This is a genomic window from Streptococcus sp. SN-1 (assembly GCF_041154385.1).
Taxonomy (GTDB): domain Bacteria; phylum Bacillota; class Bacilli; order Lactobacillales; family Streptococcaceae; genus Streptococcus; species Streptococcus mitis_CT.
On the sequence record NZ_AP028929.1, the window covers coordinates 834,833 to 852,531 of the forward strand.

13 protein-coding genes are annotated in these 17,699 nt (G+C 39.9%); 10 read left to right on the plus strand and 3 right to left on the minus strand.

Annotated features, from left to right (window positions below; genetic code table 11):
* Complete coding sequence (locus tag ACAM22_RS03730) at positions 1–957, plus strand: ABC transporter permease (protein ID WP_033677420.1); 957 nt, start codon at positions 1–3, stop codon at positions 955–957.
* 37 nt (positions 958–994) lie between these two features.
* Here the strand turns inward: ACAM22_RS03730 and plsY are convergent, their stop codons facing one another.
* Positions 995–1,636, minus strand: coding sequence for a glycerol-3-phosphate 1-O-acyltransferase PlsY (gene plsY, locus ACAM22_RS03735; protein WP_101776742.1), 642 nt, complete (start codon positions 1,634–1,636; stop codon positions 995–997).
* Between the two features lie 135 nt (positions 1,637–1,771).
* On the opposite strand from plsY, the gene parE reads away from it, so the two are divergent.
* The 8 genes from parE to ACAM22_RS03775 all read left to right on the plus strand — a co-directional run bounded on the left by parE (position 1,772) and on the right by ACAM22_RS03775 (position 13,343).
* On the plus strand, positions 1,772–3,715 hold the full coding sequence (gene parE / locus ACAM22_RS03740; protein WP_261052469.1) for a DNA topoisomerase IV subunit B: 1,944 nt from the start codon (positions 1,772–1,774) through the stop codon (positions 3,713–3,715).
* Positions 3,716–3,742: 27 nt separating this feature from the next.
* Positions 3,743–4,564, plus strand: a complete 822-nt coding sequence (locus ACAM22_RS03745) for an aminoglycoside 6-adenylyltransferase (protein WP_369606964.1) — start codon at positions 3,743–3,745, stop codon at positions 4,562–4,564.
* Between the two features lie 29 nt (positions 4,565–4,593).
* On the plus strand, positions 4,594–5,154 hold the full coding sequence (locus tag ACAM22_RS03750) for a GTP pyrophosphokinase (RefSeq protein WP_203175498.1): 561 nt from the start codon (positions 4,594–4,596) through the stop codon (positions 5,152–5,154).
* Between the two features lie 477 nt (positions 5,155–5,631).
* Positions 5,632–8,112, plus strand: a complete 2,481-nt coding sequence (gene parC / locus ACAM22_RS03755) for a DNA topoisomerase IV subunit A (protein WP_369606965.1) — start codon at positions 5,632–5,634, stop codon at positions 8,110–8,112.
* A 329-nt stretch (positions 8,113–8,441) separates the two neighbouring features.
* The gene (locus ACAM22_RS03760) at positions 8,442–10,493 is read left to right on the plus strand and encodes a thiol-activated cytolysin family protein (protein WP_203175502.1); all 2,052 of its coding nucleotides are present in this window, start codon (positions 8,442–8,444) and stop codon (positions 10,491–10,493) included.
* A gap of 287 nt (positions 10,494–10,780) precedes the next feature.
* The gene (locus tag ACAM22_RS03765) at positions 10,781–11,506 is read left to right on the plus strand and encodes a CppA N-terminal domain-containing protein (RefSeq protein WP_203175504.1); all 726 of its coding nucleotides are present in this window, start codon (positions 10,781–10,783) and stop codon (positions 11,504–11,506) included.
* Positions 11,503–12,438 (plus strand): serine hydrolase domain-containing protein, encoded by a 936-nt coding sequence (locus ACAM22_RS03770; protein WP_261023833.1) that lies wholly within the window; start codon positions 11,503–11,505, stop codon positions 12,436–12,438. Before ACAM22_RS03765 ends, ACAM22_RS03770 begins: the two co-directional genes overlap by 4 nt.
* 8 nt (positions 12,439–12,446) lie before the next feature.
* On the plus strand, positions 12,447–13,343 hold the full coding sequence (locus ACAM22_RS03775) for a DMT family transporter (protein WP_261052473.1): 897 nt from the start codon (positions 12,447–12,449) through the stop codon (positions 13,341–13,343).
* Positions 13,344–13,445: 102 nt separating this feature from the next.
* Here the strand turns inward: ACAM22_RS03775 and ACAM22_RS03780 are convergent, their stop codons facing one another.
* On the minus strand, positions 13,446–14,903 hold the full coding sequence (locus tag ACAM22_RS03780) for an IS1182 family transposase (RefSeq protein WP_101786106.1): 1,458 nt from the start codon (positions 14,901–14,903) through the stop codon (positions 13,446–13,448).
* A gap of 245 nt (positions 14,904–15,148) precedes the next feature.
* Positions 15,149–15,847 (minus strand): GntR family transcriptional regulator, encoded by a 699-nt coding sequence (locus tag ACAM22_RS03785; protein WP_261052475.1) that lies wholly within the window; start codon positions 15,845–15,847, stop codon positions 15,149–15,151.
* A gap of 141 nt (positions 15,848–15,988) precedes the next feature.
* Here ACAM22_RS03785 and guaA point away from each other — a divergent pair, with 141 nt between their 5' ends.
* Positions 15,989–17,551, plus strand: a complete 1,563-nt coding sequence (gene guaA, locus ACAM22_RS03790) for a glutamine-hydrolyzing GMP synthase (RefSeq protein WP_000065711.1) — start codon at positions 15,989–15,991, stop codon at positions 17,549–17,551.
* Positions 17,552–17,699 lie beyond the last annotated feature (148 nt).

Below are 17,699 nucleotides of genomic sequence, written 5' to 3' on the forward strand. Positions count from 1 at the left end.
ATGTCTATTACAACCTTGCTCACCCTCTTGGTGTCTTCTATGCTGATTTACTCAGCACCCCTCATCTTTACAAGTATCGGTGGTGTTTTCTCTGAACGTGGTGGTGTGGTAAACGTCGGCCTTGAAGGAATTATGGTTATGGGTGCCTTTTCTGGAGTAGTCTTTAACCTTGAATTTGCAGAACAATTTGGAGCAGCAACTCCTTGGTTATCCTTGCTTGTAGCAGGATTGGTTGGTGGTCTCTTCTCTATTATCCACGCAGCAGCAACGGTTCATTTCCGTGCAGACCATGTTGTCAGCGGTACGGTATTGAACTTGATGGCGCCAGCCTTGGCTGTTTTCTTGGTGAAAGTGCTTTATAATAAAGGACAAACAGATAACTTAAGTCAGACTTTTGGACGCTTTGATTTCCCAGTCTTGGCCAATATTCCAGTTATCGGTGATATCTTCTTCAAGTCAACTAGTTTACTCGGTTATCTGGCCATTGCCTTCTCTTTCCTTGCTTGGTTTATCCTCTTCAAGACCCGTTTTGGTCTTCGTCTCCGCTCTGTCGGTGAACACCCTCAAGCAGCGGATACCTTGGGAATCAATGTCTACAAGATGAGATATTTAGGGGTTATTATTTCAGGTTTCCTAGGTGGAATTGGCGGAGCGATTTATGCTCAATCCATCTCAGTTAACTTCTCAGTGACAACTATTGTTGGACCTGGATTTATCGCCCTTGCTGCGATGATCTTTGGGAAATGGAATCCAATCGGAGCTATGTTATCTAGTCTCTTCTTTGGACTTTCACAAAGTTTGGCTGTTATCGGATCTCAATTGCCGTTCCTACAAGGAGTGCCTACGGTTTATCTTCAAATCGCACCTTATGTCTTGACAATTCTTGTCTTGGCAGCCTTCTTTGGAAAAGCAGTCGCACCAAAAGCAGATGGTATCAACTATATCAAATCAAAATAAGCATACAAAAAAACGTCAGTTCTGTTCAAACTGGCGTTTATTTTTTAGGATGTTGGTTGGTTAGGTTCAATCCCCAAGGAACAAGATTTTCAGTCTTATTCTGGATACGTGTGATATTATCCTTATGCCGAATGATAATCAAACTAGCCAGTGCTAAGATAATAGCGATGAAGAGAGGGTCATAATTGCTCAGGATAAAACCAAAAAGTGGAAAGAGTAGAACTCCGATGACAGCCGCGATAGATGCTGTGACACTAGATAGCGAAATCATACTACCAAGATAGAGGGTTCCAAAGAAAACAACTGCAAGGTAGAGGCAGAAGACAGGCGCAAATCCGAAAATCACTCCCGCACTGGTTGCGACAGCCTTACCACCCTTAAATCCTGCAAAGATAGGGAAGGTATGTCCAATGACAGCCAAAAGTCCAAAGATAAGAGGCGAAACACCTTGAAGATGAAACATAATCGGAAGCAGTGTTGCTAGGGTTCCTTTGAAAAAGTCAATCACAAAGGTCGCCATACCTGCTTTCTTGCCTAAAATGCGGAAGGTATTGGTTGTTCCTGTGTTACCAGAACCATGCTCTCGCAGATTTGTCTGAAAGAAAATTTGTCCAATCCAGAGACCAGACGGAATCGAACCCAGCAGATAGGCTAGGATTAATAAAACTATTGTAATCATACTCCTATTATATCATGAAATGAAGAAGAAAGGCAGAGAATCTCTTCTGAAATTGTTACATCGGAGAAAGAAAAATTTTGCAAAATCCTTGGAAAACTTGTAGAATAGTAAAGATGAACGAATAGGAGGTTCCTTGTGTCAAAAAAGGAAATCAATATTAACAATTATAATGATGACGCCATTCAGGTGCTAGAAGGGTTGGATGCGGTTCGAAAACGTCCAGGGATGTATATCGGATCGACCGATGGGGCAGGTCTCCATCACCTAGTCTGGGAAATCGTCGACAATGCAGTTGATGAGGCTTTGTCTGGATTTGGTGACCGTATTGATGTCACCATCAATAAAGATGGCAGTTTAACGGTTCAAGACCATGGTCGTGGGATGCCGACGGGTATGCATGCTATGGGAATCCCAACAGTTGAGGTTATCTTTACCATTCTTCACGCCGGAGGGAAATTCGGTCAGGGTGGCTACAAGACATCTGGTGGTCTCCACGGGGTTGGTTCTTCTGTTGTAAATGCTCTGTCTAGTTGGCTGGAGGTTGAAATCACCCGTGATGGTGCAATCTACAAGCAACGTTTTGAAAATGGTGGAAAACCTGTCATGACTTTGAAGAAAATCGGTACAGCGCCTAAGTCTAAAACAGGTACCAAGGTTACTTTTATGCCTGATGCGACCATCTTTTCTACGACAGACTTCAAGTACAATACCATCTCAGAGCGTCTTAATGAATCAGCCTTTCTCTTGAAAAATGTGACCTTGTCTCTAACGGATAAACGCACAGATGAGTCTGTTGAGTTTCACTATGAAAATGGGGTACAAGACTTTGTTTCTTATCTGAACGAAGACAAGGAGACCTTGACGCCAGTTCTGTACTTTGAAGGGGAAGACAATGGTTTTCAAGTGGAAGTAGCGCTTCAGTACAATGATGGATTTTCAGATAACATCTTGTCCTTTGTTAATAATGTTCGCACCAAGGACGGTGGAACGCATGAGACAGGACTCAAGTCTGCTATCACTAAGGTCATGAATGACTATGCGCGTAAGACGGGACTTCTCAAGGAAAAAGATAAAAACCTTGAAGGTTCAGACTATCGTGAGGGACTAGCGGCCGTTCTTTCTATCTTGGTTCCTGAAGAACACCTCCAGTTTGAAGGACAGACCAAGGACAAACTAGGAAGTCCACTAGCTCGCCCAGTTGTGGATGGCATTGTGGCGGATAAGTTGACCTTCTTTCTTATGGAAAATGGTGAATTGGCTTCTAACCTCATCCGCAAGGCTATCAAGGCGCGTGATGCTCGTGAAGCGGCACGTAAGGCGCGTGATGAGAGCCGAAATGGTAAGAAAAATAAAAAAGACAAGGGCTTGCTGTCTGGGAAATTGACCCCAGCTCAGTCTAAGAATCCAGCTAAGAATGAACTCTATCTAGTCGAGGGAGATTCTGCCGGAGGTTCTGCCAAACAAGGCCGTGACCGCAAGTTCCAGGCTATTCTACCTCTTCGTGGTAAGGTTATCAATACAGCCAAGGCCAAGATGTCGGATATCCTCAAAAATGAAGAAATCAACACCATGATTTATACCATTGGTGCGGGTGTGGGGGCTGACTTCTCTATTGAAGATGCCAACTATGATAAGATCATTATCATGACCGATGCGGATACCGACGGTGCCCATATTCAAACCCTTCTCTTGACATTTTTCTACCGTTATATGCGTCCGCTAGTTGAGGCAGGACATGTCTATATTGCCCTTCCGCCTCTTTACAAGATGTCAAAAGGGAAAGGCAAGAAAGAAGAAGTGGCCTATGCTTGGACGGACGGAGAACTAGAAGAACTCCGCAAACAGTTTGGTAAAGGTGCTACACTCCAACGTTATAAAGGTCTTGGTGAGATGAATGCGGATCAACTCTGGGAAACAACTATGAACCCAGAAACGCGTACCCTTATCCGTGTCACTATCGAAGACCTAGCACGCGCAGAACGCCGCGTCAATGTCCTCATGGGTGACAAGGTCGAACCACGCCGTAAGTGGATTGAGGATAATGTCAGGTTTACGCTGGAAGAAGCGACAGTGTTTTAAGTCACTTTTTAATGAATGGGTATCAACATGAGAGCTGAAACAGAAATGCTAGATCTGATTTTACAGACTGCCAAAACTTTACAAGTCAAAGCTGTCGCTATGTCTGGTTCACGGACAAACCAAAAGACTTCAAAAGACGAGTTTCAAGATTATGATGTAGTCTATGTTGTAGAGAATCTGGACGAGCTGATTACAGATTTATCTTGGTTGGACCGGTTTGGCAAACGCATTATTGAGCAAGAAGTCACCCTTGGTCACCGTCGCCTATATCTCATGCTTTTTGAAGATGGCAATCGGATTGATTTGGCCCTCTGCCCCAAAGACCGCATTAAAGAGTGGGTGGATAGTGAGGCAGGATTCACCGTTTTAGAAGATCCTAATGGTTTGTTTGAACTTTATTCACCGAGTCCTCAACGCTTTTGGACAAATCCAGCTAGTGCGATAGATTTTGAAAATGCCTGCAATGAATTTTGGTGGGTGTCAGCCTACGTTGTCAAAGGGATTTGTAGGAATCAGCTCATCTATGCTATTGATCATCTCTACGGCATTTGTCAACAAGAATTCTTGAAAATTTTGGCTTGGCAGGTTGCAAGTGCTAGGGGGAAAGTCGATATCGGCAAGAACTACAAGTACCTCTTTCAGTATTTGCCTGCTGAGAAAGAATTCTCAAATCTGCTTGATTTTTCAAGTATAGAGAAACTCAGCCAGTCTTTATTGGCTACGATGCAACTTTTCCATAGAGAAGCTCAAAGACTTGCTCAAAAGCTGGGATTTGACTACGATAAAGAAGTGGCTGAGAAGATGATTGAGTATGCTGAGGAAAGAATGAAGAAGTTTGGGAATAACTAGAAAAATGAAAAAGCGAGAGGAGAAGACTCATGATTGAAAAAGTGGAACGCCTCATTACAGAGATTAATCGTATTCATCAAGAATATTCTAAAGATTATTTTGAAACGGGTAAGGTGGAAAAAATCAATCTCAAGCATACCTTTTCAAAAGTTCCGACGAAAGCGATTTTGGCCTACCGTCTGAATTTACATGAGTCAATTAATGACTATCTGATGAAAGCGGATGTCCAAGATATTGCCTATGTTTATCGTGTCAAAACTTCTGAGTCTATTTTAGATAAAATTACACGTTTTTCAGAGCGTCAAGAGGGCTATCCAGTTAATTCAATTCTTAATGATGTTTTTGGTGCTCGTATGATTTTAAGTTCCAAAGAGATAGCTCAAGTCATGGATAAATTAGATGATTGGCAAGAGATTTACGGACTAAAAAACTGGTATTTACGTGATAAAGATGGCTATGTCGGTATTCATATCTATTTTAAAAATAAAAGTAATTTTTATTACCCATGGGAACTTCAACTTTGGGATAAGAAAGATGTAGATAGTAATATCGCCAGCCATATCAAGTATAAACGAGGATTTGTGGAGTAGACTTTTCAAGTGGAAACGACGATACAGGAATTGGATGAAATTCACTTACTCTATATTTTTTCTTTTTCCATAGTATTTACTCTACATTCTTCGAAAGGAGTTGAACACGCCCTGAATGCTATGTGAAATTTCTTATTAACTGAAGCAACACATTTTAAACACATTAAACTACAGAAAGGGTCATTTGGTTATTTGTAGTAACTGAACACGGGACTAATTTTTTCGGAAAAAGTCAAATCGTCTTGACTTCATCGAGCCCTACATCGATTTTCTATTTTTCTACAGACATTTTTGGCAAGCCAAATCGTCCCTTTATATCTTAACCGAACACCTTTTCTGTAAAAACCTACTCTACATTCTTTGAAAGGAGTTGAACACGCCCTAAATGCTAGGTGAAAAAGATAAATTCTCTTGTGAGCTTGCTTACTTCAAGAATTTTCTATTTTCACTTTGTATTTTAAGGGCTCTGTATCCTATATGAGTAACATTCAAAATATGTCCCTGGAGGACATCATGGGAGAGCGCTTTGGTCGCTATTCCAAGTACATTATTCAAGACCGGGCCTTGCCAGATATTCGTGATGGCTTGAAGCCGGTTCAGCGCCGTATTCTTTATTCGATGAATAAGGATGGCAATACCTTTGACAAGAGTTACCGTAAGTCGGCCAAGTCTGTCGGTAACATCATGGGGAATTTTCACCCACACGGTGACAGTTCTATCTATGATGCCATGGTTCGTATGTCACAGGACTGGAAAAATCGTGAGATTCTAGTCGAAATGCACGGTAATAACGGTTCTATGGACGGGGATCCACCTGCGGCGATGCGTTATACTGAGGCACGTTTGTCTGAGATTGCAGGTTATCTCCTTCAAGATATCGAGAAAAAGACAGTTCCTTTTGCCTGGAACTTTGATGATACGGAGAAAGAACCAACTGTCTTGCCAGCAGCCTTTCCAAATCTCTTGGTAAATGGATCTACTGGGATTTCGGCTGGTTATGCCACAGACATTCCTCCCCATAATTTGGCTGAGGTTATTGATGCGGCGGTTTACATGATTGACCATCCAACGGCCAAGGTGGACAAACTCATGGAATTCTTACCTGGGCCAGACTTCCCTACAGGGGCTATCATCCAAGGTCGTGATGAAATCAAGAAGGCCTACGAAACTGGAAAAGGGCGCGTGGTTGTTCGTTCCAAGACTGAGATTGAAAAGCTAAAAGGTGGTAAGGAACAAATCGTTATCACTGAGATTCCTTATGAAATCAACAAGGCCAATCTGGTCAAGAAAATCGATGATGTTCGTGTCAATAACAAGGTGGCTGGTATTGCTGAAGTTCGTGATGAGTCGGACCGTGATGGTCTTCGAATTGCTATTGAGCTCAAAAAAGATGCCAATACGGAGCTTGTTCTCAATTATCTCTTCAAATACACCGACCTACAAATCAACTACAACTTTAACATGGTGGCGATTGACAATTTCACACCTCGTCAGGTCGGTATTGTCCCAATCTTGTCTAGCTACATCGCCCACCGTCGTGAAGTGATTTTGGCGCGTTCACGCTTTGACAAGGAAAAGGCTGAGAAACGTCTCCATATTGTCGAAGGTTTGATTCGCGTGATTTCGATTTTGGACGAAGTCATTGCTCTTATCCGTGCTTCTGAGAATAAGGCGGACGCCAAGGAAAACCTTAAGGTCAGCTATGATTTTACAGAAGAGCAGGCTGAGGCCATCGTTACCTTGCAACTGTACCGTTTGACCAATACAGACGTAGTTGTCTTGCAGGAAGAAGAAGCAGAACTTCGTGAAAAGATTGCCATGCTTGCGGCGATTATCGGTGATGAACGGACCATGTACAATCTCATGAAGAAAGAGCTTCGTGAGGTCAAGAAGAAATTTGCGACTCCACGTTTGAGTGCTTTAGAAGACACTGCGAAAGCAATTGAGATTGATACAGCTAGTCTGATTGCTGAGGAAGATACCTATGTCAGCGTGACCAAGGCAGGTTATATCAAGCGTACCAGTCCACGTTCTTTTGCAGCTTCAACGCTGGAAGAAATTGGCAAACGTGATGATGACCGTTTGATCTTTGTACAAGCTGTCAAGACAACACAGCATCTTTTGATGTTCACAAGTCTTGGAAATGTCATCTATCGACCAATCCATGAGTTGGCAGATATTCGCTGGAAGGATATCGGAGAGCATCTGAGCCAAACCATTACCAACTTTGAAACTAACGAAGAAATCCTTTATGTTGAAGTAATAGATCAGTTTGATGATGCGACAACTTACTTTGCTGCAACTCGTCTTGGTCAAATCAAACGCGTAGAACGTAAAGAATTCACTCCATGGCGGACCTATAAATCTAAATCAGTCAAGTATGCTAAACTCAAAGACGAGACAGACCAGATTGTAGCAGTAGCTCAGATTAAACTGGATGATGTTCTCTTGATTAGTCGAAACGGTTATGCTCTGCGTTTCAATATCGAGGAGGTTCCTGTTGTTGGTGCCAAGGCAGCAGGTGTCAAGGCTATGAATCTGAAAGAAGATGACGTCCTCCAATCTGCCTTTATTTGCAATACCTCATCTTTCTACCTCTTGACCCAACGTGGAAGCTTGAAACGTGTTTCTATTGACGAAATTCCGGCAACCAGCCGTGCTAAACGAGGACTACAAGTCTTGCGTGAGCTAAAAAACAAACCGCACCGTGTCTTCTTGGCAGGAGCAGTTGCAGAGCAAGGATTTGTTGGTGATCTCTTCAGTACGGAAGTGGACGGGAACGATCAAACTTTGCTTATCCAATCTAATAAAGGAACGATCTATGAAAGTCGATTACAAGATTTGAATTTGTCAGAACGAACCAGCAACGGAAGCTTCATTTCTGACACGATTTCAGATGAAGAAGTTTTTGATGCTTATCTTCAGGAACCTTATAAAGAATTTGAATCTAAGAGATGATAAAAAACAATGAAAAGCTTTGCATTGAGAAATTTGTTGAGCTATATATTTAAGAATTGAATTTGACTATATATACAAAAACGAACAGTGCTGATTCCCAACTTATAGGGACTTAAGCCTGGTCGTTTTCTTGTTTTTAGTGGTATAGACCACTCTTTATTTGAATGTAAAAATATTAACATATGTTCAGTTATTCAATCTAGGTTAATAAAAAAATAATATTTTTTTAAGAAAACGATTGCATCTATAATATTTTTATGTTATACTCTTATTGTTTCAAGAAAGCGCGTTCAAGAAATAATTCGTACAAACATATATAGGAGTTTTTTATGTCTCAAAATAAACAAGATAAAGGATTTCGTTATTCTATTCGTAAACGTAGCGTTGGAGTATGTGGTGTTGCCATTGCAACATTTTTGCTAGGTTCTGGCCTTGTATTTCAAACAAATGTAGTAAAAGCAACAGAACCAAGCGTTGCTGAAGTTGCTGGTGAAAATATTGCTGCTCATAAGTCTGCAAGTCAGAGTTCGACTTATTATGATGCAGATGCTTCTAGAGCGGTTGACGGTAATCTAGATAATGTTTACAGACATCACTCAGTTACTCATACAAATTTTGAAGATCATGCTTGGTGGAAAGTTGATCTAGCAAAAGAAGAAGGTGTGGGAACTGTTCGTATTTACAATCGTGGAGACAGTAATGTAGGAGATCGTTTATCTAATTTTGATGTTATTTTGTTAGATAAAGATGGTAAGGAAGTAACTCGTCAACATGTTGATACCCTAAATAATCAACCAAAAGTTGATGTTCAATTCTCAGGAGTTAATGCACGATATGTAAAAATTGAATTAAATAAATCTAAAACTCCTCTTAGTTTGGCAGAAGTTGAAGTATATCGTGCTGTAAAAGAAGAAAAAGTAGTAGCAGATAAGAAAACAGAAAACAAAGTTAAAACAGAAAATAAAGATAAAAAAGATTATACTGCAGAGCTAAATAACTATTTATTTGGTTTAAATTATGATAAATTAAACATTTTGACTAGAAAAGGAGAAGCGTTAGAAAATTACACTAATACAAGCACAAAACAACAAGGAAATGAATTTGTGGTTGTGGAAAAAGTGAAGAAAAACCTTTCTAATGGTTCTGCAGATGTTGCCATTAATGGTAACGGAGATATCTTCTTAGGTGCTTTATTTAAAGCAAATCAAGACCTTCTAGAAAACAAACCACAACAAATTAGTTTAGATCGTAGCAAAGGTAGCATCAGTGTTGATTTACCAGGAATGGTAGGCGGAGATAGCTATGTAGATGCTAATCCAACTGCAAGTGGTATGCAGGAAGGTGTGAATACCTTGTTAAATCGTTGGCATGAAAAATATGCTGCGAAAAATCCTGCTCCAGCACGTATGCAGTATGAATCAACTTCTGCTTACAGCATGAATCAATTGAAAGCAAAATTCGGAAGTGATTTTGAAAAAGTCGGTGTTAATTTGAAAATTGACTTTGAGGCTGTGAACAAGGGTGAAAAACAAGTTGAAGTTGTTGATTTTAAACAAATTTACTATACTGCTAACTTTGATGCTCCAAAAAATCCATCAGATGTATTTGCTCCAGGAGTAACAGTTGATCAATTGAAAGCACGTGGAATTGATGGAAAAACACCTCCTGTATACGTGTCAAGCGTTTCATACGGACGTCAAATGTATGTTAAGTTTGAAACAACAAGCAAGAGTACAGAGTTGAAAGCAGCAATCAATGCTGTCATCAAAGGAGTGCCTATTAAACCAGACTCTGAATGGGCACGTGTCTTGAAGAATACAACTGTAACAGTTTCAATTGTAGGCGGGAATGCTGATGGCGCTGCACGTGTTGTGACAGGTACAGTAGAAGATTTGAAGAAATTGATTCAAGAAGGAGCTACTTTCAGTACACAAAACCCTGCTGTTCCAATTTCTTATAAGACTGCATTCTTGAAAGATAATCAAGTAGCCACAATTCAAAGCAATACAGACTACATTGAAACTAAAGTGACTTCATATAAAAATGGTTACCTCAAATTACACCATAAGGGAGCTTATATCGCTCGTTACTATGTTTACTGGGATGAAGTAACTTATGATAAGGATGGAGTTGAAAGCATTCGCTCACGTCAATGGGAAGATAATGGTAAAAACAGAACTGCTGGTTTCCAAACTGAACTTCAATTTAAAGGAAATGTTCGTAATATCAGAGTGAAAATCCAAGAAAAAACAGGTCTTGTTTGGGAAAAATGGCGTACAGTTTACAATCGTACAGACCTTCCTCTTGTTCAAAAACGTACCATTGTTAACTCAGGTACAACACTAAGACCAAAATACGATGAAAAAGTTGAAAATAACTAATTTTTCACTTGTAAAAAGAATCAGTTTTAAGAGCTGGTTCTTTTTATTTCTAATATTCCTCCGTAATCAAAAATCAACAAAGACAGTCAATTATTTCTTATCAATCCATTGATTAGCATTCCAGTTTATCCTATCTATTTTTTGACTTTTGTATGTTTCCCTAAAAATGGAGTTTTAGGTCAGCCTTTTGAAGAAAAATTTTTAATGGGGTGAAAATTGGTAAATCTGAGCATAATTTCTTGTAAAAAATTCTAAAATCCTTTAAAATAAAAGAGTTGGAGGAATTTATGAATGTAAATCAGATTGTACGGATTATTCCTACTTTAAAAGTTAATAATAGAAAAATAAATGAAACATTTTATATAGGAACCCTTGGCATGAAGGCCTTATTAGAAGAATCAGCCTTTCTGTCACTAGGTGATCAAACAGGTTTAGAAAAGCTGGTTTTAGAAGAAGCTCCAAGTATGCGCACTCGTAAGGTAGAGGGAAGAAAAAAACTAGCTAGATTGATTGTCAAGGTGGAAAATCCCTTAGAAATCGAAGGACTCTTATCTAAAACAGATTCGATTCATCGATTATATAAAGGTCAAAATGGCTACGCTTTTGAGATTTTTTCACCCGAAGATGATTTGATTTTGATTCATGCGGAAGATGACAGAGCAAGTCTAGTAGAAGTAGGAGAAAAGCCAGAATTTCAAACAGATTTGGAATCAATTTCTTTGAGTAAATTTGAGATTTCTATGGAATTACATCTCCCAACTGATATCGAAAGTTTCTTGGAATCATCTGAAATGGGGGCATCACTTGATTTTATCCCAGCTCAGGGGCAGGATTTGACTGTGGACAATACGGTTACTTGGGACTTATCTATGCTTAAGTTCTTGGTCAATGAATTAGACATAGCCAGTCTTCGCCAGAAGTTTGAGTCTACAGAATATTTTATTCCTAAGTCTGAAAAATTCTTCCTTGGTAAAGATAGAAATAATGTTGAATTGTGGTTTGAAGAAGTATGAAGTGGACCAAGATTATTAAAAAAATAGAAGAACAAATCGAGGCAGGGATTTATCCCGGAGCCTCTTTTGCGTATTTTAAGGACAATCAATGGACGGAGGTCTATTTAGGCTTGAGTGACTCAGAGCATGGCTTGCAGACTGAGGCAGGATTAGTTTATGACCTAGCTAGTGTCAGCAAGGTTGTTGGGGTTGGGACAGTTTTTACCTTTTTGTGGGAAAAAGGTCAATTAGATATTGACAGACCCGTAACCGATTTTTTACCTGAGAGCGATTATCCAGACATCACTATTCGCCAGCTCTTAACCCATGCTACAAATCTTGATCCGTTTATTCCCAATCGTGATCTTTTAACTGCCTCAGAATTAAAGGAAGCGATGTTTCATCTCAACAGACGAAGTCAGCCAGCCTTTCTTTATTCAGATGTCCATTTTTTGCTTTTAGGCTTTATTTTGGAAAGAATCTTTAATCAAGACTTGGATGTGATTTTACAAGAACAAGTCTGGAAACCTTGGGGAATGAAGAAAACTCAGTTTGGTCCTATTGAGCTTGCTGTTCCAACAGTTAGAGGTGTAGAGGCTGGCATGGTACATGATCCCAAGGCTCGACTCCTGGGCAGACATGCAGGTAGTGCTGGTTTATTTTCGACTGTAAAGGATTTACAAATCTTTTTAGAACACTATTTAGCAGATGATTTTGCAAGAAATTTGAGTCAAAATTTTTCTCCTTTGGATGACAAGGAACGTTCTTTGGCATGGAATTTGGAAGGAGATTGGCTAGACCATACGGGCTATACAGGTACCTTTATCATGTGGAATCGTCAGAAGCAAGAAGTGGCTATTTTCCTATCGAATCGTACCTATGAAAAGGATGAGCGTGCTCAATGGATTTTAGACCGCAACCAAGTGATGGACTTGATTCGTAAAGAAGAGTAAGGAGAGACATGTCAAATAGTTTAAAAGGAACTCTATTAACAGTTGTGGCTGGTATTGCTTGGGGCTTGTCCGGAACGAGTGGCCAATACCTGATGGCACACGGAATTTCGGCTCTGGTTTTGACCAACTTGCGTCTTTTAATCGCTGGTGGAATTCTCATGCTCTTGGCTTATGCCACTGCAAAGGATAAAATGCTGGCCTTTTTAAAGGATAGAAAGAGTTTACTGTCTCTTCTTATTTTTGCTCTGATTGGACTTTTTCTCAACCAATTCGCTTATCTTACTGCTATTCAGGAAACCAATGCAGGTACCGCGACTGTACTTCAGTATGTTTGTCCTGTCGGGATTTTGATTTATAGCTGTATCAAAGATAAGGTGGCACCGACACTGGGAGAGATTATTTCCATCATATTAGCCATTGGAGGGACCTTCCTGATTGCAACTCATGGGCAGTTGGACCAGTTATCCATGACACCTGCAGGCCTGTTCTGGGGGCTCTTTTCTGCTCTGACTTATGCTCTGTATATTATTTTGCCCATATCCTTGATTAAGAAGTGGGGGAGCAGTTTGGTCATTGGTGTGGGAATGGTCATAGCTGGTTTGGTCGCCCTTCCTTTTACAGGGGTTCTACAGGCCACTATCCCGACTAGTCTTGATTTTCTCCTTGCTTTTGCAGGCATTATCCTTATCGGGACTGTCTTTGCCTATACAGCCTTTCTAAAAGGAGCCAGTCTGATTGGGCCGGTCAAGTCAAGTTTGTTGGCTTCAATTGAGCCAATTTCGGCTGTTTTCTTTGCCTTCCTAATCATGAATGAACAATTTTATCTCATTGATTTTCTTGGTATGGCAATGATTTTAATTGCAGTAACTCTGATTTCTTTGAAAGATTTACTCTTAGAAAAATAAAAAAGACTCTTTGTCCGTGAGAGTCCACTGAAAAAATAGGTCTCTTACTTTTAATGAAATGAAAACCGAGGAATCTCTCGTTAATTTGAGCGAGTTCCTCGGTTATTTTGTATTTATTAAGGTCATAATTCGTTTCATATTGACCACGAAGATGGTTGTGGCTGCCTGTAACTCCATGCTGAAAAGACCCGATGCTCTCGCGACATCAAAGCCATGTCTCTGTTTTAGTTCGGCATTCTTTGCTTCGATTTTATAGCGATGTCTGGCCATTTCTTTAAAATAAGGTGTTTCCTGAAATTTCTTCTGGAAAAGATGGTCGTCACTCTTAATGGCTATTGAATAAGTTTTAGACTTTGCCCCCTCCTTATAACATCCTTCCTTGGAAAGGCAACTCTTGCACTTCTCAATGTCAAAGTAATGAGTGACAACTTGATTCTTATTTTGATATTTTTTCCCTGTCCTTGCTTTGCGAACAGCCATGTGTCCTTCTGGACAGACAAATAGCCCTGCATCTTTATTAAATTCAAACGCATCCTCTTCTTTACGGTAACCTTTTGAAACTGAAGGGTTCAGTTTTGACACCAAATGAATCTTTTCTTTGCGAGCTAGTTGAATATTGTCCTTTCCTGAATAAGCCGCATCACCAATAATAGTCTCGATGTCCAGACTATTTTCCTTTGTTTTGGCATATAACTCAGGTAAATATTTCCCATCGCTTTGTTCACCAGAAGTGACCACACAAGCAGTAATAATCCGTTCATCCGTCATAGCGATATGACTTTTATATCCATAGAAAGAGCTGTCGGCTGTCTTATGTCCAAGCCTAGCCTCCTCCTTAACAGAAGCTTCCAAGTGTTCTAAGTCGTCCTCGACAGCCTCTTTTAGGTAATTGAACTTTTGAGACACAGCCGGTAGGGCTAAGAGTTCCTCGTGTTTTTCAACCACAGCCATTAATTCCTCTGTATAGGTCAACTCTGCTTCGAGGTTATCTTCCTGAGGTTTCTTTGGAAATTCTATTTTGATATCTTCTGAATGTTGATAAATTGTTTTACGTAAAGCTTTTGAACGCTCTCTAAGGATTTCTTGGGGTTTCTTATGATTATAATGAGATTTGGTGTGAGTGGCATCCACAATGAGGATTTTACTCTTAATCAAGTTATGTTCGAGTGCAATTTGAACAGACTTCTGAATCAATACATCAAGCAGTTTATCATCTTTAATTCTTAGCTTTCTAAATTTTGTCAAAGAGGATGGCTCGATAACAGAATCCTCAGGAGCTAGACCAAGAAAAAATTTAAAGGCCATATCTGACAAGGAACGTCCTACCACATCTACATCTGATAACTTATAAATATCTTTTAACAAGAGATATTTGAACATCATAATCGGTGAATAAGCTTTACGCCCAAAATCGGGACGATAATTCTTTTCTAGTTCATCATAAATAAAGCTAAAATCACAGAGTTCAGTTAGCTGACGTAAAAAGTGGGTTTTAGGAACCACGATATCATACAAACTAGAATAAGGACTGACATCCATAGTTAACTGATTATCAAGCATTATTTCACCTCATCTCTAGTATAACAAAAAAGCCATCAATTTAATGACTTTTTCAGTAGGCTCGTCCGTGACAGAGAGTTTTTGCGTAGTATTTTATACTCAATGAAAATCAAAGAGCAAAATAGGAAACTAGCCGCAGGTTGCTCAAAGCACTGCTTTGAGGTTGTAGATAGAACTGACGAAGTCAGTAACATATATACGGCAAGGCGACGTTGACGCGGTTTGAATTTGATTTTCGAAGAGTATTAATTGTTTTCAAGATAAAATTCAAAGCGTTCGCCTACATACTGACTTTTTACGTATTCAAAAGCAGTACCATCTTCTAGGTAGGAAACCTGAGTTAAACCAAGAATAGCATGTCCTTTTTCAACTTCCAAATAGAGGGCAATCTTTTCTTTAGCAAGACGAGCATAGATGGTCTGCTGTGATTTGCCAATACGGTAGCCGTGTTTTTGTAGAGTCTGGAAGAAATGACTAGTGATTTCTTCTTTTTTAAAATCCTTAATGAATTTTTCAGGAATAGAAGCAACTTCATAAACTAGAGGAACTTGATCCGCATAGCGAACCCGCTCCATTCGGATAATATTTTCGGTAGGAGAAATTCCTAACTTAGCAACTTCCTGCTCATTGGGAATGGTTTTTCTGTAGGAAATGAGCTGGCTAGAGGGTACTTTACCTTGGGACTTAACAATTTCAGTAAAACTGGTTGTCCCTCGCATCTTTTCTTGTACTCGAGTACTGGAAACAAAGGTGCCACTTCCTACACGGCGCTCTAAAACTCCTTCTTCGACCAATAGAGATACGGCTTGGCGGAGGGTCATGCGGCTGACCTCAAACTTCTCTGCTAAATCTCTTTCACTGGGAAGTCTCTCACCAATGGCCCAACGGTGCTCGTCAATATCCTTTTTAATCTGATCATGGATTTTCATATAAGCAGGTAGCATATTTTTCACTTCATTTCTATCTTTTCTCTATTGTACCCCAATAAACTAGAAAAAGTCAATCTTCGCCTTGTTTAGTTGGTAATTCACCCTTATTTGTGATAGAATATTGAAAAAAGATATTTCTTTTGAGAAAGGAAAAAGATGAGCAACATTTCAACTGATTTGCAAGATGTAGAAAAAATCATCGTATTGGACTATGGTAGCCAATACAACCAGCTGATTTCACGCCGTATCCGTGAGATTGGTGTTTTTTCGGAACTAAAAAGCCATAAAATTTCAGCTGCTGAAGTTCGTGAAATCAATCCTGTAGGAATCATCCTTTCAGGTGGTCCAAACTCTGTATATGAAGATGGTTCATTCGATATTGACCCAGAAATCTTCGAACTCGGAATTCCTATTTTGGGAATTTGTTACGGTATGCAGTTATTGACCCATAAACTTGGCGGAAAAGTTGTCCCTGCAGGTGACGCTGGAAATCGTGAATACGGTCAATCAACCCTAACTCACACACCATCAGCGCTTTTTGAATCAACACCTGATGAACAGACTGTATTGATGAGCCACGGCGATGCAGTTACCGAGATTCCTGCTGATTTCGTTCGTACTGGAACTTCAGCTGACTGTCCATACGCAGCCATCGAAAATCCAGATAAACACATTTACGGTATCCAGTTCCACCCAGAAGTTCGTCATTCTGTATACGGAAATGATATCCTTCGTAACTTTGCCCTTAACATCTGTAAGGCTAAAGGCGACTGGTCAATGGATAATTTCATCGATATGCAGATTCAAAAAATCCGTGAAACAGTCGGTGATAAACGTGTTCTTCTCGGTCTATCAGGTGGAGTTGACTCTTCAGTTGTTGGTGTTCTTCTTCAAAAAGCAATTGGCGATCAATTGATCTGTATCTTCGTAGACCACGGTCTTCTTCGTAAAGGAGAAGCAGATCAAGTTATGGACATGCTTGGTGGTAAGTTTGGTTTGAATATCGTCAAAGCAGACGCTGCAAAACGCTTCCTTGACAAACTTGCTGGTGTTTCTGACCCTGAACAAAAACGTAAAATCATTGGTAATGAGTTTGTCTATGTCTTTGATGACGAAGCAAGCAAACTCAAAGATGTGAAATTCCTTGCTCAAGGAACTCTTTACACAGACGTGATTGAGTCTGGTACGGATACAGCTCAGACGATCAAGTCACACCACAACGTTGGTGGTCTTCCAGAAGACATGCAGTTTGAATTGATTGAACCACTCAATACTCTTTATAAAGATGAGGTTCGTGCTCTTGGTACAGAGCTTGGCATGCCAGACCACATCGTATGGCGCCAACCATTCCCAGGCCCAGGTCTTGCGATTCGTGTCATGGGTGAAATCACTGAAGAAAAACTAGAAACCGTTCGTGAATCAGATGCTATCCTTCGTGAGGAAATTGCTAAAGCTGGTCTTGACCGCGATATCTGGCAATACTTCACAGTTAATACAGGTGTTCGTTCAGTTGGGGTTATGGGTGACGGTCGTACGTACGACTACACAATTGCAATCCGTGCTATCACCTCTATCGATGGTATGACAGCTGACTTTGCAAAAATTCCTTGGGATGTCCTACAAAAAATCTCAGTACGTATCGTAAACGAAGTGGATCATGTGAACCGTATCGTCTACGATATTACAAGTAAACCACCTGCAACAGTTGAGTGGGAATAGAGTTAATGAGTAAAAAAAAGCCTAGAAATCAATCTTTCTAAGGCTTTTTACTTTATTTTAACAACAATTTAACAACAAAACTATAATTTTCACTATAAACTATACTTATCTTTAATCTACTTTTAAATAGGTATATATGGTATAATAT

What these genes read in the sequence shown, in the direction of transcription:
- ACAM22_RS03730 (WP_033677420.1), top strand. Translation starts at nt 1, where the DNA reads ATGTCTATTACAACCTTGCTCACCCTCTTGGTGTCTTCTATGCTGATT.
- plsY (WP_101776742.1), bottom strand. Translation starts at nt 1,636, where the DNA reads ATGATTACAATAGTTTTATTAATCCTAGCCTATCTGCTGGGTTCGATT.
- ACAM22_RS03745 (WP_369606964.1), top strand. Translation starts at nt 3,743, where the DNA reads ATGAGAGCTGAAACAGAAATGCTAGATCTGATTTTACAGACTGCCAAA.
- ACAM22_RS03750 (WP_203175498.1), top strand. Translation starts at nt 4,594, where the DNA reads ATGATTGAAAAAGTGGAACGCCTCATTACAGAGATTAATCGTATTCAT.
- parC (WP_369606965.1), top strand. Translation starts at nt 5,632, where the DNA reads ATGAGTAACATTCAAAATATGTCCCTGGAGGACATCATGGGAGAGCGC.
- ACAM22_RS03760 (WP_203175502.1), top strand. Translation starts at nt 8,442, where the DNA reads ATGTCTCAAAATAAACAAGATAAAGGATTTCGTTATTCTATTCGTAAA.
- ACAM22_RS03765 (WP_203175504.1), top strand. Translation starts at nt 10,781, where the DNA reads ATGAATGTAAATCAGATTGTACGGATTATTCCTACTTTAAAAGTTAAT.
- ACAM22_RS03770 (WP_261023833.1), top strand. Translation starts at nt 11,503, where the DNA reads ATGAAGTGGACCAAGATTATTAAAAAAATAGAAGAACAAATCGAGGCA.
- ACAM22_RS03775 (WP_261052473.1), top strand. Translation starts at nt 12,447, where the DNA reads ATGTCAAATAGTTTAAAAGGAACTCTATTAACAGTTGTGGCTGGTATT.
- ACAM22_RS03780 (WP_101786106.1), bottom strand. Translation starts at nt 14,903, where the DNA reads ATGCTTGATAATCAGTTAACTATGGATGTCAGTCCTTATTCTAGTTTG.
- ACAM22_RS03785 (WP_261052475.1), bottom strand. Translation starts at nt 15,847, where the DNA reads ATGCTACCTGCTTATATGAAAATCCATGATCAGATTAAAAAGGATATT.
- guaA (WP_000065711.1), top strand. Translation starts at nt 15,989, where the DNA reads ATGAGCAACATTTCAACTGATTTGCAAGATGTAGAAAAAATCATCGTA.